General features: G+C 46.4%; 15 protein-coding genes. 5 read left to right on the forward strand and 10 right to left on the reverse strand.

The window, feature by feature from the left end; translation table 11 throughout:
• Positions 1-136 precede the first annotated feature (136 nt).
• From OSC7112_RS01300 to OSC7112_RS01315, 4 genes are all read right to left on the reverse strand, one after another.
• Positions 137-1,471, reverse strand: a complete 1,335-nt coding sequence (locus OSC7112_RS01300) for a hypothetical protein (RefSeq protein WP_015174225.1) — start codon at positions 1,469-1,471, stop codon at positions 137-139.
• A gap of 553 nt (positions 1,472-2,024) precedes the next feature.
• The gene (locus OSC7112_RS01305; RefSeq protein ID WP_015174226.1) at positions 2,025-2,546 is read right to left on the reverse strand and encodes a hypothetical protein; all 522 of its coding nucleotides are present in this window, start codon (positions 2,544-2,546) and stop codon (positions 2,025-2,027) included.
• Positions 2,547-2,833: 287 nt separating this feature from the next.
• The gene (locus tag OSC7112_RS01310) at positions 2,834-3,187 is read right to left on the reverse strand and encodes a hypothetical protein (RefSeq protein WP_015174227.1); all 354 of its coding nucleotides are present in this window, start codon (positions 3,185-3,187) and stop codon (positions 2,834-2,836) included.
• A 387-nt stretch (positions 3,188-3,574) separates the two neighbouring features.
• Positions 3,575-4,675 carry a saccharopine dehydrogenase family protein gene (locus tag OSC7112_RS01315; RefSeq protein WP_015174228.1) on the reverse strand — a complete coding sequence of 367 codons (1,101 nt, stop codon included), beginning with the start codon at positions 4,673-4,675 and terminating at the stop codon, positions 3,575-3,577.
• Between the two features lie 290 nt (positions 4,676-4,965).
• Between OSC7112_RS01315 and OSC7112_RS41540 the strand changes: the two genes are divergently transcribed.
• On the forward strand, positions 4,966-5,094 hold the full coding sequence (locus OSC7112_RS41540; protein ID WP_015174229.1) for a hypothetical protein: 129 nt from the start codon (positions 4,966-4,968) through the stop codon (positions 5,092-5,094).
• A gap of 86 nt (positions 5,095-5,180) precedes the next feature.
• Here OSC7112_RS41540 and crtO read toward each other — a convergent pair whose 3' ends face one another.
• Positions 5,181-6,878, reverse strand: coding sequence for a beta-carotene ketolase CrtO (crtO, locus tag OSC7112_RS01320; RefSeq protein ID WP_015174230.1), 1,698 nt, complete (start codon positions 6,876-6,878; stop codon positions 5,181-5,183).
• A 116-nt stretch (positions 6,879-6,994) separates the two neighbouring features.
• Between crtO and OSC7112_RS41545 the strand changes: the two genes are divergently transcribed.
• On the forward strand, positions 6,995-7,126 hold the full coding sequence (locus OSC7112_RS41545; RefSeq protein WP_263053570.1) for a hypothetical protein: 132 nt from the start codon (positions 6,995-6,997) through the stop codon (positions 7,124-7,126).
• A gap of 6 nt (positions 7,127-7,132) precedes the next feature.
• On the opposite strand, the gene OSC7112_RS01325 is transcribed toward OSC7112_RS41545, so the two are convergent.
• Together OSC7112_RS01325 and OSC7112_RS01330 are read right to left on the reverse strand one after the other, a co-directional pair.
• On the reverse strand, positions 7,133-7,915 hold the full coding sequence (locus tag OSC7112_RS01325; protein ID WP_015174231.1) for a class I SAM-dependent methyltransferase: 783 nt from the start codon (positions 7,913-7,915) through the stop codon (positions 7,133-7,135).
• A 175-nt stretch (positions 7,916-8,090) separates the two neighbouring features.
• Positions 8,091-9,194, reverse strand: a complete 1,104-nt coding sequence (locus OSC7112_RS01330) for a tetratricopeptide repeat protein (protein ID WP_015174232.1) — start codon at positions 9,192-9,194, stop codon at positions 8,091-8,093.
• Between the two features lie 150 nt (positions 9,195-9,344).
• Between OSC7112_RS01330 and OSC7112_RS01335 the strand changes: the two genes are divergently transcribed.
• Positions 9,345-9,671, forward strand: coding sequence for a YbjQ family protein (locus OSC7112_RS01335; protein ID WP_006634531.1), 327 nt, complete (start codon positions 9,345-9,347; stop codon positions 9,669-9,671).
• A gap of 251 nt (positions 9,672-9,922) precedes the next feature.
• Positions 9,923-10,546 (forward strand): hypothetical protein, encoded by a 624-nt coding sequence (locus tag OSC7112_RS01340; protein ID WP_015174233.1) that lies wholly within the window; start codon positions 9,923-9,925, stop codon positions 10,544-10,546.
• A 364-nt stretch (positions 10,547-10,910) separates the two neighbouring features.
• On the opposite strand, the gene metH is transcribed toward OSC7112_RS01340, so the two are convergent.
• Complete coding sequence (metH, locus tag OSC7112_RS01345) at positions 10,911-14,606, reverse strand: methionine synthase (RefSeq protein WP_015174234.1); 3,696 nt, start codon at positions 14,604-14,606, stop codon at positions 10,911-10,913.
• 185 nt (positions 14,607-14,791) lie between these two features.
• Between metH and OSC7112_RS41550 the strand changes: the two genes are divergently transcribed.
• A complete protein-coding gene (locus OSC7112_RS41550; RefSeq protein ID WP_263053571.1) occupies positions 14,792-14,917 on the forward strand; it encodes a hypothetical protein in 126 nt (41 codons plus the stop codon).
• A gap of 111 nt (positions 14,918-15,028) precedes the next feature.
• On the opposite strand, the gene OSC7112_RS01350 is transcribed toward OSC7112_RS41550, so the two are convergent.
• Positions 15,029-15,781, reverse strand: a complete 753-nt coding sequence (locus tag OSC7112_RS01350; RefSeq protein ID WP_041622310.1) for a hypothetical protein — start codon at positions 15,779-15,781, stop codon at positions 15,029-15,031.
• Between the two features lie 283 nt (positions 15,782-16,064).
• A complete protein-coding gene (locus OSC7112_RS01355; protein WP_015174235.1) occupies positions 16,065-16,691 on the reverse strand; it encodes a DUF488 domain-containing protein in 627 nt (208 codons plus the stop codon).
• Between the last annotated feature and the right edge of the window lie 64 nt (positions 16,692-16,755).

Consider the following 16,755-nt stretch of genomic DNA (forward strand, 5'->3'; position numbering starts at 1 on the left):
AAGTGTTTGTAGTGAGGAATTCAGTTTTTTCGATCGCAGTGATGAAAAACTAAAGTCCTGACTGCAAAGCTATTTGAGTTATATTACCGGGCAATAAGCTCACAGCTAGCTGTGAGTATGCCACAAACTTAGCTGGTTAGGATTTAAAGCCTTTAGAGCTTTTCTTTTTCTCCTGCGGTTTAGACTTTGACTTATTAACTTCGCCTAAAGCTTCCTGAAATAAGTTGTGCAGGTGCACGGGAACGCTGGCAATTTCGGGGAGTTCGGGTTCTAAGGGTTTTTTAAACTCTTGCAGCAAGGCATCTAAATCGCGATCGATCTGAAAGTCGGGGCGTTCCAATACAGTTTGCAAAATTTGTGATAATTTCGCTGGATTAACTTTAGCTAACCGCTGCCAAATCCAGACATTAATTGCAGGATCTTCTAGATAGTTACGCACCAGCTTTTCGTAACCGGGAACGGTTGAAAAGTCTTCGGCTGCTAGCAGTGCAGTAAATTGAGCGTAAGTAGACAAAAAGGTCTGTCCCCAGCGAGGATGAGAAAGCGCTGTCACCTGTTCGGCTTTCTTGAAGCGATCGGGCAATTCGACTTTGGGCATTACCATTTTTGAACTAGCATTGCTGTCGATCGCTACCTCAACTGAAGAAGGATCTGCACCGGCTGCTGCTATAGCTGCTGCTTTAATTTCTTCTGAATCGACTCCGGCATCTTCAACGATCTCCGCCAGAGATTTACTTTGATCGATGCCGATATCAGCTAGGCGTTTTTTAGTCATTACTTCCTGAAATTCAGCCAACTGTTTATTCAGGTGATATCCCGATAGCGTGACTTCATCGGTGCCAAAAAAATCGGTAAAATCTTCGTGGTACTGTTCTACAGACTGCCAAGCTTGCTCTAACAATTCCGGCGCATCGCTGTACAAATTATTTTTGTGATTTTGCTTGAAATTGCCGATCGCCACCGCCAACTTCGGCTTACCCAATTTCCCCTTCAGGATGGGAGAGCTCGAAAGTATCCACCAGTCATCGGTAAGGGGAGAAATTCGAGCCAGCAAGATTTCTCCTAACTTAAAGCGAGACATTTCTTGCAGAAAATTCGGACTGTTGGGCTTGACAACGTAGTGCTTAGCCGTCAGCCAGTTCATCAGTTCAAATCTGTCGGGGGAAAGTTGAGTGATTTCAAATAAGCCCGTGAAGCTTCTGTGCCCCCAACTTTCCAGCAAACTGCGATCGCCCTGGGTTAAATCCGGTTGACTTTCGACAAATAGGTCGATCGGCGTTTTCTCTCCGACTTTACCTTCGATGGTAAAGCTGTCAATCACTTGATTTTGCTGAGCAATGTCGTAGCGCTCGCCAGTCGATCGAGCTGCAGCAAAAGCTTCCAAAGCTACCGCCAACTCGCCTTCAGCATCCAGCACAAAGTCAATTAAATTTTGCTTGAGTGTCCAAGCTCTTTCCAAGATTTCATCCACAATTTATACCGATTTTGAATGAGAGGATTTAGATTTTTAACAATTATCGGACTTGAAGCCACCAACGCTTTACGATCCGGCTGCGATTGAAGAAAGCGCATCGCGAACAATGACCAAAATATGCGATCGATGCCTCAGTCCTGAATTAGTTTAATTTTAAGGCTAACAGTCAAAAAAAAATGTTAATCTCAAACGGAAGCATCCCGATTTTGTAAAAAGCGTTTATTAGGAGTGCGATCGTCCCGCACAGCAAAGCCTCTACGTCTCTAGCGATTTCTCGCAGCGAACAGTCCTGTGAAATAAAAATCGTCCTGAAAAATGCGATTTCAAGGGAGCATAAAAATACCCTCTCCGATGTAGAGAGGGGCTGAAAATCCCCAAAAACTTCGCTAAACTCGCGTTAAAAACTGTGCCGCCTCTCAACAACAGTCCCAGACGCAGCAGCCGGGTTTTTTCGATCGAACACTTCCCTCCATTCCGGTACCCGGCTAAAAATAACCGGAACGCTTGAGTTTGTGCGCGTCCAAGACTGAAAAATACTTGGCGTAAGCCCTTAGCGGCCGTCTTTGTCAATGTCGCCAGGAACCGCCCGTTCCACCCGATCCCAAGCGTCGCGCGTGGCGTGCTTAGCTTTTTCCCAAGTCACATTAGACTTACCGCGATTTGTTTCGTAGTCGCGCTGCAAATCCGGTTCGATTTCGTCGTATTTCTTACCAGTAGTGCCATAGCGGCTGTATCCCTGATAACCGGTGCGGTATGCAGGCTGATAGTCTTCGTAAGTTGCGCTAGTGTCCGCGTAAGGACGGGAACTGTAGTTGCTTTGCCAGTAAGCATCTTCTACCGTGGGGTCGATCGCCTCGCCCACACCTTTGCCCGCCAAACCGCCGCCAAACGCACCCACCACAGCGCCGACAACTGCTCCTACAGGCCCGCCCACCGCACCGCCGATCGCAGCACCCGCAGCACCGGCACTCGCCGCACCGATACCCGTTGCCACTGGATGAGCTCCTGTTTCCCCCGAAAGCGGGTCGAGGTTAGCATCAGGTTCCTTTACCGTTTTTTTGTCATCACTCATGATATTTTTTTCCTTTTATTTAACTGTAACTATGACTAAATTTACCTTTTAAGTTTCTCTGTATTCATCTGCCTACAGGATGAATCTGCTAGCTTAAAAAGAATAGAAATGATCGAACTATCCTGGACGCAAAAATGGTTTGACACGATAATATAACTAGGTAAGGTGCGCCGAACCGCGCACCTTACCTAGTTAGGTTCAAGTGAGTTCTGAGCTATGCTCCAGTGTGTACCCCTTCCAACTCGGTATTTACAACAAGTTGAGTTAGATATAAATCTGTTGATTTATTACTTGCCCGTGACCTTTTCGATCAAATCTTCAGCTTTTTGAACTATGCCTTCTTGCGGGTGTTCTCCCTTGTACTCTTTTAAGCTTTCGTCGTAAACTTTCTCGACCTTTGCAGGATTTTGAGCAGTTTTGACTATTTCATCGTAAGCTGCTTGGGGATTCAGATCCTCGAAACTTTCTGCGGGGTCAGTAATTTTAGCTTCTGGCGGCGCCTGAGTTCTGTATTGACCCGCAGCGTGAGCAGCCTGACTTGGTGCTAAGGCTAGACCTGCCAAACTAATGAAAGCTAGCGTACAGACCAGCAAAATGCTTTGAATCAATGTTTGTCCGAGAGCTTTTAAAACCCGCTTCATATCAACTTCTCCTCGTATTTTTCCGCAAAAATTATGGTGTTTGTCGCCCCTTCACTGCGATCGCACATTTACAACCTTAGTTCCAGCGCAGTCTTGGTCGCAGCTACCGCATCTAGAGCGAGCCAAAAGGGATGTTTCCCGTGATGTCCCATATCTTAAGCGCCTGCTTGTTACTATTACTTCTACCAAAAGATAGATTCGTTAGACAAGCGCAACTCATCTCCTTAGAGGGGCCATCGCAATTCCTGCGACGAACCCTAGATAGGGGTTTTCCCATCAATTACGAAGCCCCTGAATCTTGTTTTCCGGCGCGTCTTTCGCGTCTTCGCAGTTCGGGAAAAAATCCCATTATCCAACATTTTAAATTGCTATAAATAACCTAATTAACTACAAAATAACCTGTTCTATGTCTAGGTTTCTGTTCTGCATTGCTCCTTCAAACAGCTCAGTAGAAAGAGCTTGTTCTACCGACCAAACGCCAGGTTTTTTTAGTTTTCCTTCCAACATTAATTGAGCTATGCTGCCAGTACCGATGCCAGTAGCGGCGGCAGCATTTGGGTGTACCGCTGTCGAGCAAACTTTAGCGGGTTGACCGTTTTTGAGACCGGTCACTTGCGATCGCACTGCGACACCAACCCCACTAAAACTATTAGTAACACTGGTCATCCCGTAACTGACGTAGGAGAGAAATTCAATCACGGAGTTATTTTTGAGCCAGCTAGCGGGCCAATACTTGGCAACAAACCAGGTAAGGTGATTGTAAAGGTCGGGAGACGTACCGAATTTAGTCACCACTGATTTGACGGGGAAAGCTTCGGGCAAAGTGATTGCTTCCGGCATATCGAACCAGTAAACCCCTGTGTTGCCGTAGGGCGCGGGAAATTCAATTGTTTCGCGATCGCTGTAGGGTTTTACTTGCTGCCACTTGCGATCGGCCCAAACCTCAAAAGGAGTTTGCAAACCTAAAAAAGTGGTTCTCATTACTGTAACACCAGCACCGCCAGAACCTCCGACTACATAACTCAAATGGATGTGTTCTGCTTCATCTAATTGTTCCACATCTCGGCGCACCATGCTGTTAGAAACACCTGGAAAAATGCCCGTATTAATAATAGCAGTAATCCCAGCATTCTTAGCCATTTCGCGCAATTCTAAAGCTCTGCGAGTAAAACTGCGGCTGTCGCTGACATCAGTATAATTAACACCTGCTTCTATGCAAGTTTTCAGCACCCCAGCGTCTCGGTAGTGAAAAGGCCCGGCACAGTGAACGACTAGATTAGAGGATGAAACCGCTTGGTGCAGGGCTGCACTGTCTGCTAAATCTAAAGTTTGGTAATGCACCCTATCCGGCGGCAATCCCTGCCCAATAGAGGCTTCAGAGTTGCGTCCGGTAACAATAATTTCTGCGTCGGTGTGGGTAACAAGGTCTTGGGCAACGCTGCTGCCAATTCGTCCCCGCCCGCCGACAATCAAAACTTGGTTTGCCATCGCTCAAAAAAGGGTAACGCCAGGTTTCAGTGTCTCAACTTTGGCCCGGCGTTTTCATCCGCATAAAGTATGAATTTATGAGAATGTGAGACGCTGGGGGATCGGCGGCGATCGCCCTGATCTGCCGATGGGGAGCGACTTCTACCAGCGACTTGCCTGTTCTGCTTTCATTAGAGGTTTGGCTGCGACACTAAGTTGAAAAATGCCTTCAGCGTTAACTTGTTCTTCTAATATTGAGAATTTTATCGATGGAATACGATCTCTGATGACAAAATATTTTAACAGATTGGATGGAACGCGAACCACCGCCACCAAGCGCGAAAGATGCACAGGATTTAGAAACAGTATTGAGGGCGATCGCCAATCGTTTTCCCTTCACAGGAAATCAACCAGAAAGAATTCTCGCACTCGCCCACTGATAAATCAATACAAAAAAACGCAGATGTAATTAATTTATCTGCGTTCATCTGCGTCGATCTGCCCTCATCTGCGGTTGCTAAAAATCTTACTTCTCATTACTCCGAAATACCGACTTACCCTTCGCTTTCAGAGAATTAGCCGCATCTGCCAAAGTCTGCACGAAAGGCTGCTGCGAGTGCAGGAAAACGCGAGCGGTATTGCGTCCCGGCATACCCGAAATCGACCCGCCAGGATGAGTTCCCGCCCCCGTCAGAAACAAACCGTCGATCGGCGTTTTGTAATTCGCCAACTCCGGCAAAGGACGGAAAAATATCATCTGATCTAGCGTCATGTCAACGTGGTAATAATTTCCCTTCAAAGCGCCCAAACGCTCTCCTAATTCGGCCGGACTTTCCACGCGACGGCCGATTATTGAATTCTTGATATTTGGCGCGTATTCTGCTAATTTATCGATGCAGCGATCGGCAACTTTGTTTTTCAGCTCATCCGTCCAACCCGTACCGTGCTGGCCGGTTCCTTCAGCATTTTCGATCTGGTAAGGAGCAAAAAATTCAATCCAAGCTGTATGGTGTCCGGGGGGAGCCATTGACGGATCTCTTACCGTCGGAAACACCACATACATCGACGGATCGGAGTCGGGAATTCTGCCGATTGAAGGCTCGCTGTGAGCAATTTCAACGTGTTTCACCGAGTCGGCAATCAAGACAGATCCCATTAAATACTCGTCTCGATGGTTCCAGCGCTCGAACTTGGGCATTTCATTGAGAGCTAAGTCTATTTTGAGAATAGTCTCGTTGTTGTTAACAATTTTCCGCTCCAATCTTTCCCGCAAATTCGGGTCAGCAGCATCGACATCGCTGTCATCCATTAAATGCAGAAACAAGCGCTTAGCATCAATATTAGAAATGACACCTTTTGTAGCGCGGTATTCCGTGCCACCGGCAACTCGAACTCCTACTGCGCGACCGTTATCAACTAATATTTTTTCGACGTGCTGGTCGGTAAGTACCACACCCGAGTAACTTTTCACTAAATTGAGCAGGGCTTGCACTAATGCGCCCGTCCCGCCGCGCGGTCTTGCCATGCCGGGATTGTGTCTCATTGCCAGCATAATTGCGCCTACAGCCAGGGTTTTTTGCGAAGGAGGCGCGCCGAGTTCTGCGGCTAATCTTGCTAGGGGTGCTTTGATAAATTCCTCGTCAAACCACTCGTTGAGAAGGTCTTCCGCGCTGGTGAGCATCGTGCGAACAAAGTCCAGCGTTTTATCGGGTGAACCTATCACTGAAAATAAATCTTTTAGCTTTGCAATATCGTAGTTCCCGGCAATATCTATGAGGGATTTTGGTGGCGCATTAAACATGGGAACCATTGCACCTAAAGCCCGCTGCCAAAAGTCTGTATATTCGGAATATTTTTTAGCATCGCGCTCGTTGTAGCGGGCAATTTCAGCACAAGTTTTTTCTACGGATTTGTGCGCTAAGAAATATTTGCCGTCGGGATGCGGACAAAAGGCAACTGGATCGCAGTAAAGATATTCTAAACCGTATTTTTCCAGTTCTAATTCTTCTACAACTGGCCCTAAATGGATAAATTCGTGGTCGATCGCGCACAAATTGAATTTAAAATCGGGTAATTCGGGAATCGCAGCTTCGGTAGTGGCCGCACCGCCGGGAACCGAACGTTTTTCTAACAACAAGACCGTATATCCCGCTTTGAGGAGATAAGAGGCGCAGACCAGTCCGTTGTGACCTGCTCCTATGATAATCACATCATACGTTTGCATAGATGAAGCTCTGGGAATAGGATATTTTGCTCATTTTACAAATGTTAACAAGTTGGCCGACTCTACCAATAGAAATAGATTCACCTTCAGGAAGCTGTTTTAACATCTTACAAAAGATGGAGTTTTTACCAAATGCTACTGTGCGATCGCGCTTATTTCCTCTTGAATTTACAGAGCGATCGCCCATGCCAACTCGCCCTGAGATTATATCGCATAAATCCGCGTCAATCCGCCTTCATCTGCGGTAAAAAATATTAAGAATCAGAACGAGCTGCAAGATAAACCCTAGTTTGGTAAACCAATGAAACAAAGCCCCGATCGCCGCAGTGAGCTTCATAAAGTTCGGTCAAATCCGAGATAAGTTGCTGCAATTGCGGCCCAGAGTTCGGAATGTACGATGAACTCTGAGCCCGTCCAATAAGTCCTTGTAAATCTAAATCTTGTTTGTTCGCAAAATCCCGGCTTTGGATATTAATAAAATCCGAAATTTTTAGCAGAGGTTCTATCGAGTTCTCTCGTCTTTCAGCAGGATGGTTGTTGGAAGCGGTCTTGATTATTTGGGTGTAGCCTAGTGTCAATTCATCCGCGCGATCGCGCAAATTCCAAACTACAGCCAACCTTCCCGACGGCTTGAGAATTCGCCGAAATTCGGGTAAAGTTAAAACAGGATTGAACCAGTGGAAAGACTGGAAACAAGTTACTAAATCGATTGACGATCCAGACAAATTAGTTGCTTCGGAAGTTGCTTCTCTCAACTCTACCAAAGGGTGAATTTCAGCCGCTTGTCTCATTTCGGCATTGGGTTCGATTGCTAATACTCGAAGGCCTCTTTCTGCTAACAAACGCGAAGAAATGCCCGTTCCAGCACCGACATCTGCTGCTGCTAACCGCGAAGGTTCCCCAAGTCCTTCTAAAATCGCATCAATCGCAGCGGCTGGATAACTCGGTCGGTACTTGACATAATCGGCGGCGCGATCGTCAAATCGACCTAGCGGATTCATTTCGTAAAGCGGCGGTCTAGAATCACTTGAATTCATGAGTCAGTTGTCAGTTGTGAATTGGCATTTGACTGTTTGCAAGAGATTTAGGGGCGGGTTTAACCAGCCATCTTTGAGGTAATTGAAGAAACACATAAACCCGCCCTCCGGGATCTATTGTATGGGAACGATGTAATTATCAATTACCCATTGCCAATTACCCATTACCAATTACTCATTGCTTTAGTTCCTGGAGCGCCGCCTCAGCTTTTTGGGCACCATCATTGTTTCCTTGCTGGCGGTAAGTGTCGAGGGCTTGTTGAAAAGCTTCAATTGCTTCGGATTTGCGATCGCGCGCTTTGAGTGCCTTACCCATATTGTAATAAGCTTCAGCCCGGTCTGGATCGAGCCCGATCACTCGCTTAAAAGTGGCAATCGCTCCTAAAAAATCTTGTTTTTCCAGTTGAATTTCCCCGATTCCTGCGTGTGCTTCCACTAAATTTGGTCGCACCGCAATAGCCCGCTGATAAGCTTCCAGCGCTCCGTCTAAGTCGTTTTGACCCTTGAGAAGTTCGCCAATTTCTAACTGCACTTCTGGATTCCGGGGCTCCAATTTGGCAGCTTCTTCAAAAGCTGCTAGCCCTTCGGAAGTATAGCCGGCACGCAGCAAAGCAGTGCCTAATTTTAACTGGACACCGGCTTGTTTGGGAGCGAGTTCGGCTGCTTGTTGGAGCACGGTGACTGCACTGGCAAAACTTCCCTGCTGGATCAATACTAAACCCATTGAAGAATAAGCTTGCCAATTTTTCGGATCGAGGGCGATCGCCTCTTGGTATGCTTTAAAAGCACCGCTGTAATCTTTTTGCTGAAAGAGTACCACTCCGAGACCGATCCGGGCATTGACATTTTTGCGATCGAGCGCAGCGGCGCGGCGGTAAGCTGTGGCTGCTGCGGGATAGTTTTGCAAATTCGCCATAGCGTATCCCAATGCGTATTGGAAGTCAGCATTCTTCGGTTCCAGACCGATCGCTTGTTGGTAAAATTCTACTGAGGCTTGATAGTTGCCCTGACGCGCTTCTAAATAGCCAATACCAGAAAAAATGCGCGGGTTTTCCGTATCTAAACGCGCTGCTTCCTGATAAATGGCGATCGCCTTGCGGTAGTCTCCTGAGTCTACCAACTCCCGCCCTTGCCGCAGCAGAGCATCTAAATTTGAATTATTTTGAGGGTTGACTTGAACTGATGTTTCTGCTGAGAGCGCTATCTGCGGCGCTGCGACAGCGAATCCTGCTACTAGCAACGTACTGAATACCAAAAGACTTTGTTTGTGCACGGCCATGTGTTTCAAAGAGTATGTGGAATGAAAGAGCGAGTTGCTGTCTGCTTGGCAAGCTGACAACTTATGGTTTACCAGGAATCTTTGAGCGGCGAGATGTAGTAAATCTACAGAATAAGACCCACTCAAAATTTTCGCGATTGAGGCCAACTGATGATTGTAACAACAACTGATATCATCCAAGGAGCAGAAATTCAATCTTACCTGGGAATTGTAACTGCTGAGGTTGTCTACGGCACCAATGCCCTGCGAGATTTCTTCGCCGGCATTCGCGACATCATCGGCGGGCGCACCGGCAGTTACGAGGAAGTGTTTCTCAAAGGACAGCGAGATGCCCTCGCGGAACTGGAAAAACGGGCCCAGCGCCTGGGCGCCAATGCCGTAATCGGGGTGGAAGTTGACACCGGCACGATTAATGTAGACTCGAACGGGGCTTTGCTGCTGATTACTGCCGTTGGAACGGCAGTAAGATTGCGTTAAGCTGTCTTTCCTGTATACGTCCGCGAACTTTTCTAACGGGATAAAATAGTTATCACTCATCAGTCATCAGTCATCAGTCATTAACTAATAGCTGCTGGCTGAGGGTTGATGACTTTTTTGTTTATTTCTTCAGACATAGATAGTGGTTATTTCCCCAGGCAGATATAGTTTCTATCAATCTCAGCCAGAATCAATACTTAGGTGAAAGATTGTTAAAAAATAAAGCAACTCTAAGAGGAAAAAAAAAACCTATGTCATACGTAAATAGACCTGTAGATAACGTTGGTACCGAACCCGTGGTTGTGAATTCAATGATGGAATACCACGATCGAGTACGTTGGGGCCCGATTTTTTCGGGCTTGGTAATTGCGATCGGCACACAACTGGTGTTAAGTGCATTGGGCGCTGCGATCGGCTTGAGCAACATTGCTAATTCAGGAGCTCCGCGCACTATATCAGGAGACGTGGGTACGGGCGTCGGAATTTGGTCAATTATCAGTTTGTTAATTGGCTTAGCAGTTGGCGGTTGGGTAACTGCTCGCGCTTGCGGCCCGATGAATCGCAACACAGCGCTTTTGAACGGAGCAATTTTGTGGGCAACTACCTTAACAATTGGCTCTTGGCTGTTAGCAAATGGCGTGGCCGGTACTTTTGGCGTCATCGCTGCGAATGCGGGAGAAGCAATTAATCAAGCGCAGCAGGGCGGGGTGAATTTGCCGAACCGAGCACCTAACGTATCTGCTCAGGATACTCGCAACATTGCTGCTAATGCTGCCAAAGCTGGTTGGTCGTTCTTGTTCGGCTCGCTATTGGGTTTAGTTGCTTCGATGGTAGGAGCATCTGTAGGTGCACGCACTCCCCGGAATTACTCGTAAAAGTTTCGTCAGACACGGAAAGTTTATATTCATGAAAGCACTTTTGTTAAGGTGCTTTTTTGTTGTTTAATTTGTGAACTATTTTTTTATGAACCGCGAACAAGCGCCCTTCGGAGTGGCGCTTTAGTGCTAGTTAGTTCATGATGATAAGAAGAGAAGATAAGAGAAGAGAAAGATTTCACAATTCCTACCAGGATTGCTTAATTTGTAGAGAACCCCGTGTGGACTATAAAAATTAGGAGGCGTTGCATAGCGGGATGATTTTGATTGTTTTGTGGGATGGGCGTCCCGCCCGAAAGCCTGTATTTTCAAAGCAGGCGGGACACCCCACAAGAATCATCCTCAAATTCTGCAACGCCACAAATTAAGCCGTGAAGTATTTGGCGGCTGGGTGATAGGTGATAATTGCCGTTGTTGATTGTTCGGGATAAAGTTGTTCGCTTTCATCCATGTAGAGGTTGATACGATCGCACTTTAACAATTCCAGTTGCTTGTACTGATCCGCCATATTCGGACAAGCGGGATAGCCGAAACTGTACCGCGAACCGCGATATCTTTGCGCTAGCATATCGCGAATGTTGTCCGGTTCCTCGCTACCAAATCCCAATTCCCGGCGAATTCGCGCGTGAGTCCATTCTGCTATTGCTTCTGCTGTCTGTACCGCTAACCCGTGAAAGTAGAGATAGTCGGTATATTGATTGTTAGCAAATAGCTTTTGCGCGTACTCTGTAGCAATTTCTCCCACTGTCGCGACTTGCATCGGAAATACATCGATTTTACCCGATTCTTTGGGCGCGAAAAAGTCGGCAATGCACAGTCGGCGCGCCGATTTTTGCCGGGGAAATGTGAATGTTGCAGTCACAGGCAAGATGCCTGTGCCACTTTCTGTTGCAGCCACAGGCAAGATGCCTGTGCCACTTTCTTTTGCAGTCACAGGCAAGATGCCTGTGCCACTTTCTGTTGTGGGGCGGGCATCTTGCCCGCCATTGATTATTGTTTGCCCCCCATTGATTATTGTTTGCCCCCCATTCATAATTTGCGGATCGTACAAATGCAAAGAATTGCCTTCAGCTTGACAGGGAAAATACCCGTAAATTGCTTGCGGCTGCAGTAAATTTTCGGCGATAATTTTGTGTTTCCATTCTTCCAATACGGGATAAACTTTCTCAGCTAAGAAAGCATCGTATTCTTCCCGCGATTGGTCTTTGGGCTTGCGGAACTGCCACTGACCGGCAACTAAGGCTTGCAAATCCAAGTGCCAGAAAATCTCCTCAAAGGGGATGTCTTCTCCCTGCAACAGTTTCGTTCCCCAGAAAGGAGGATTCGGGCGATCGATATCTGCTGCAACTGCTTCGGATCGCCTGGTATCTATTACCAAAGGAGTGTCTGCTTTGTTGGAATCTTCTACAGAAGTTTCTGGCGCCGCTTTAGCTTCTTTAACCTCCCCATTCTCCTGCCCTATTTCGTCTAAAAATCCTTGCAAGTCTTCCCATTTACCAGCAGATTTGGCTGGCATGAGTTTGTCCATAAAATGCAAGTCGGAAAACGCATCTTTGCCATAAATTACTTTACCTTTATAGGTATTTTGGCAGTCTTCATGTACAAACTTGGGAGTCAAAGCTGCGCCGCCCAAAATTACCGGAACGGTGATGCCTTTCTGGTTGAATACTTCCAGATTTTCTTTCATGAATGCGGTGGATTTTACCAGCAAGCCACTCATCGCTATACAGTCGGCTTTGTGCTTTTCGTAGGCTTCGATGATATTGTCAACCGACTGTTTAATACCCAAGTTAATCACTCGGTAGCCGTTGTTTGATAGGATAATATCAACCAAGTTTTTGCCGATGTCGTGAACGTCGCCTTTGACAGTAGCGATGATAAATGTTCCTTTGGCGTTGTCCCCGGATTCGGACTTTTCCATGTACGGTTCTAAATAGGCAACTGCCGCTTTCATTGTTTCTGCTGACTGCAATACAAATGGCAGTTGCATTTGTCCCGAACCGAACAATTCTCCGACTACTTTCATGCCGTCTAGCAAGAAGGTATTGATAATGTCGAGGGGCGGATAGGTTTCTAATGCTTTGGCGAGTTGGATGTCGAGCCCAATGCGTTCGCCGTCGATGATGTGCTGCTTCAGGCGTTCTTCTACCGGGAGGCTTGCGTCTTCTGTCCGATCGCGCTTGGTAGTTTTGCCCGCAAACACCGTTGTCAGGTCGCCCAAGGGGTCGTAAACGCAAATTTCGCCGTCAAACTCCCGTTCGTCATAAATCAGTTTACGGCAGATTTCTTGGTGTTTGGGGTCGATTTTTGCCAGGGGCAAAATCTTATTGGCGCTGACAATTGCCGAGTCCATCCCGGCTTGCATTGCTTCGTGCAAAAACATGGAATTCAAAACTTGCCGCGCCGCCGGATTCAAGCCGAAGGAAATGTTAGAAACTCCTAAAATTACGTGACAACCGGGCAATTCTTGGCGAATGCGGCGGATGGATTCGATGGTAGCTTTGCCGTTTTTTCTGTCTTCTTCAATCCCGGTGGAAATCGGCAATGCTAGGGTGTCAAAAAAGATTTCCTCGGCGGGAATTCCGTAGGCGACAGCGGCGTTATATGCGCGCTGGGCGATCGCAAATTTTTTGTCGGCTGTTCTGGCCATTCCGTCTTCGTCAATCGTCCCGATAACTATGCCCGCGCCGTATTTTTTCGCCAACTCTAAAACTTGATAAAAACGCGGTTCTCCGTCTTCGTAGTTAGTGGAATTCAGCAAACATTTGCCGCCCGCAACTTTTAAGCCTGCTTCCATCTTTTCCCATTCGGTGGAATCCAGCATTAAAGGGAGAGTGGCATTAGTCACAACGCGGGAAACTAATTCTTTCATGTCTCGCACGCCGTCGCGGCCGACATAATCAACGTTGACATCGAGAATGTGCGCGCCTTCTCGCACTTGTTCCCGGGCCATTGCTACTAAACCGTCCCAGTCTTCGGCGTTTAGCAAATCGCGGCATTTTTTGGAACCGCTGGCGTTGAGTCTTTCGCCGACAATTAAGAAGGAATTCTCTTGTTCGTAGGGTTGGGCAGTGTAAATTGAAGCGGCGGATGGTTCCCAAGTAATTTCGCGGATTTTGGGTGTTAGAGTTTTGCCAATTTCTGCTAGTTCGCGGATGTGATCGTAGCGGGTTCCGCAGCAGCCGCCGATGACTTGCACGCCTAAGTCTTCGACAAAGCGCATCAAGGCCATTTTTAATTCTATTGGCGTGAGTTTGTAGTGCGCGTGGCCGCCGATGTTTTCGGGTAAACCGGCGTTGGGAACGCAGGAAACGACGAAGGGCGAATGTTCGGAAAGGTATTTGACGTGTTCGGCCATGCGATCGGGCCCGGTGGCGCAGTTGAGGCCTAAGATATCTATGGGATAGGGCTGCAAAATGGCTAGGGCGGCGCTGATGTCGGAACCGACTAACATTGTGCCGGTGGCTTCCATTGTGACTGATACCATTAACGGAATTCGCGCGCCTTTTTTCTTAAATACTTCTTCAATAGCATTTAATGCTGCTTTTATTTGCAGCACATCTTGACAAGTTTCGACAATAAATAAGTCAACGCCGCCGTCATAAAGTCCTTCTGCTTGTTCGGCAAAAGCGGCGGTGAGTGTGTCGAAATCGATGTGTCCTAATGTGGGCAATTTGGTGCCCGGCCCGATCGATCCTGCGACAAATCGAGGTTTTTCTGGCGTGGAAAATTCGGCGGCGATACCCTTGGCGAGTTCGGCGGCAGTTTTGTTGAGATAATATGCTTTGTCTGCCAAATCGTATTCGGCGAGTACGATGGAAGCGCCGCCGAAGGTGTCTGTTTCGATGACATCGGCCCCGGCTTCGAGGAATCCCCGGTGCACGTTGGCGACGGCTTCGGGTTTGGTGTGGACGAGATATTCGTTGCAGCCTTCGTATTCTTTGCCGCCAAAGTCTTCAGCAGTGAGGTTTTGGACTTGCAGGTTGGTTCCCATCGCGCCGTCGAAGACGATGACGGGGCGCGAGGGGTGGTGGAGTCGATCGAGGAATCTGCTATTCATAAGCGGTCAAAAAAAACGCCGGTGCTATATATTTACAATTTTATCTATTGTGCAATATTGTCAACAATTATGTGACTGTTGGCAAATGGCTAATGACTGAAGGATTTAATGCTGCTGACAATAGTTCGTAGGCGCAAGCCGGGGCGTAGCCATCGTACCTGTAATTTTACCGATCGCCCTGGATAATGGTCAAAATTCTGTTGTGGGCGAGGCTGCGGGGGGAAAAACGGGCGAGTTGCGAGGGATTTTTTTGCTTAATTGCTGAGGATTTTCGGGGAAATGCGATCGGCGCAATTAAACGAGTTATATAGCAATCCTTGCAGGAGTCGTAAATTTTTTACCCCACCCCAACCCTTCCCGAAGCCGCGGGGAATCCGTAAGCAATTCACAAATTATGCGAGGATTGCTATATAACTAAAGCATTAAGATTTCTTTCTCATTCTTTTGCTGGAAGCTCTTTTAGGCAGTCGCTTAATTTCACTTTCGCCTCCTTGAACCTCTACTTTTTTTATATTTTCTTCTACTTCTATAATTTCTAAATCAACAATTTCAACATCGCCGCCGCTGATTTCTTCCTTTTCCTCAATCTCCTCCGAATTCTGTTGATTTGCGATTAACTGCCCCGCTAACCGAGAAGGGTGAACTGGCAATTGTGCAATTTCTTTACTAATTTCAACTTCTCCAATCCCCTGCTCAATTTCCGCCGCTAAATCTTCCTCAGCAGCAGGAAAGTTATCAATTTCTTGACTAATTTCAGTTTCTCTGATTTCCTTGTCCACTAGCTGCATTAATAACTGCTGCTTTTCCCTTGACAATTCATCAACCTTAGTTCCAAGCATTCTAATCTGTTCGTTGAGAACCCGAATTTCTCGGTTTTGCTGCTGAATCATTTCTTCGGCATCAGCAAGAGTTCGATTTCTCTCTAATATAACCTCATTTTTAGTTTCTAATTCCAAAGCGCTCATAGCGGCTTTAATTACATTATAAAAATGCGGCTTAGATACATCAACTTTTTTAGCATTATGGCGGCTTTTTCCCAAAAGTCCAATCTTTTCTCCTTGCTTAACAGCCAAGACAAAACCTTGATGATTTTTTATTTTTAATTCTTTGACAAAATCTACTTGAACTAAACTGCAAATATATTTGTGACAGTCAAAATAAAATTCTGCTTTCATCAAAAAGCACCCCTTCCTGCTACAGTCCCGCAGAATTATAGCACGAACAACGTTAAAAATAGAACAAAATCTATAAAAATAGGGTGGCGCGGAGGGCTGTACCCTAATTTATAAATGTATGCGATGTCAAGAGTTGTTCAGGACTTATGCTAAAAATCGTTTGACGCGCTACTTCTAGCAGTAATGGAGACATTGCGCCCCTACAAAATTAGGTTCTGCGGGCAGGAATTTAAATATTTGGGCTTAGTTAATTTCGCCAACTGCGACATATGCGATCGATTAATTAATTGTTTTTTTTGCTGATATAAGCGATTTCCAATCCGTGACGATAATAAACTGTTTCTAAATCAACCCTTTCAGTTTTAACATCAGGTTCTAATTCAAACAAGCTTAGCTGAATTGGCTCATTATTTTTTTTGCCTTTGTTAAACTTGCTCAAAAGTCTTTCTTCTAAATGCTCGTGCGATTCTAAATTGCCATCTGACAGAATGTGATTAATTTCTAAATTAAATTCTCTGAGTTTGTGGCAAACTAAAATAGTCCGGTGACAAGTAATCGGGTCTTTTTCCGCACACATTAAACTGATTTTATAATTGGCTGCACCTTTTAGCAAGCGCTGAATTCCTTGGGAAAATAGAGGAGTTGCTGCTATGCGATCGTATAAAGCTTTACCGCTAGTATCGTAACAGCTTAAATCCTCCGGCCTCGCGCCCAACTCTTTGCCTAAAAAAATATATTTAATGCCGACCCTTGACAGTGAAGCATTAATTTCTGATTTATTAAAATGAGGTAAATAGCGGCTAAAAGGATGCGATCGCACGTCCGCAACCGCCGTGATTCCGTGTTGTTGCAGCAGCAAAACAAACGCTTCAATACTCAGATTGGAGTGTCCGATCGTAAATAATTCCATTCCTTCGATCTTGCTATTCAGTGTTTGCCTTGTAGGCGAGAGTTTGTGTAGCCCGCAGGTTGAA

Origin of the sequence: Oscillatoria nigro-viridis PCC 7112, assembly GCF_000317475.1 — a bacterium.
In the GTDB taxonomy this organism is placed as follows: domain Bacteria; phylum Cyanobacteriota; class Cyanobacteriia; order Cyanobacteriales; family Microcoleaceae; genus Microcoleus; species Microcoleus nigroviridis.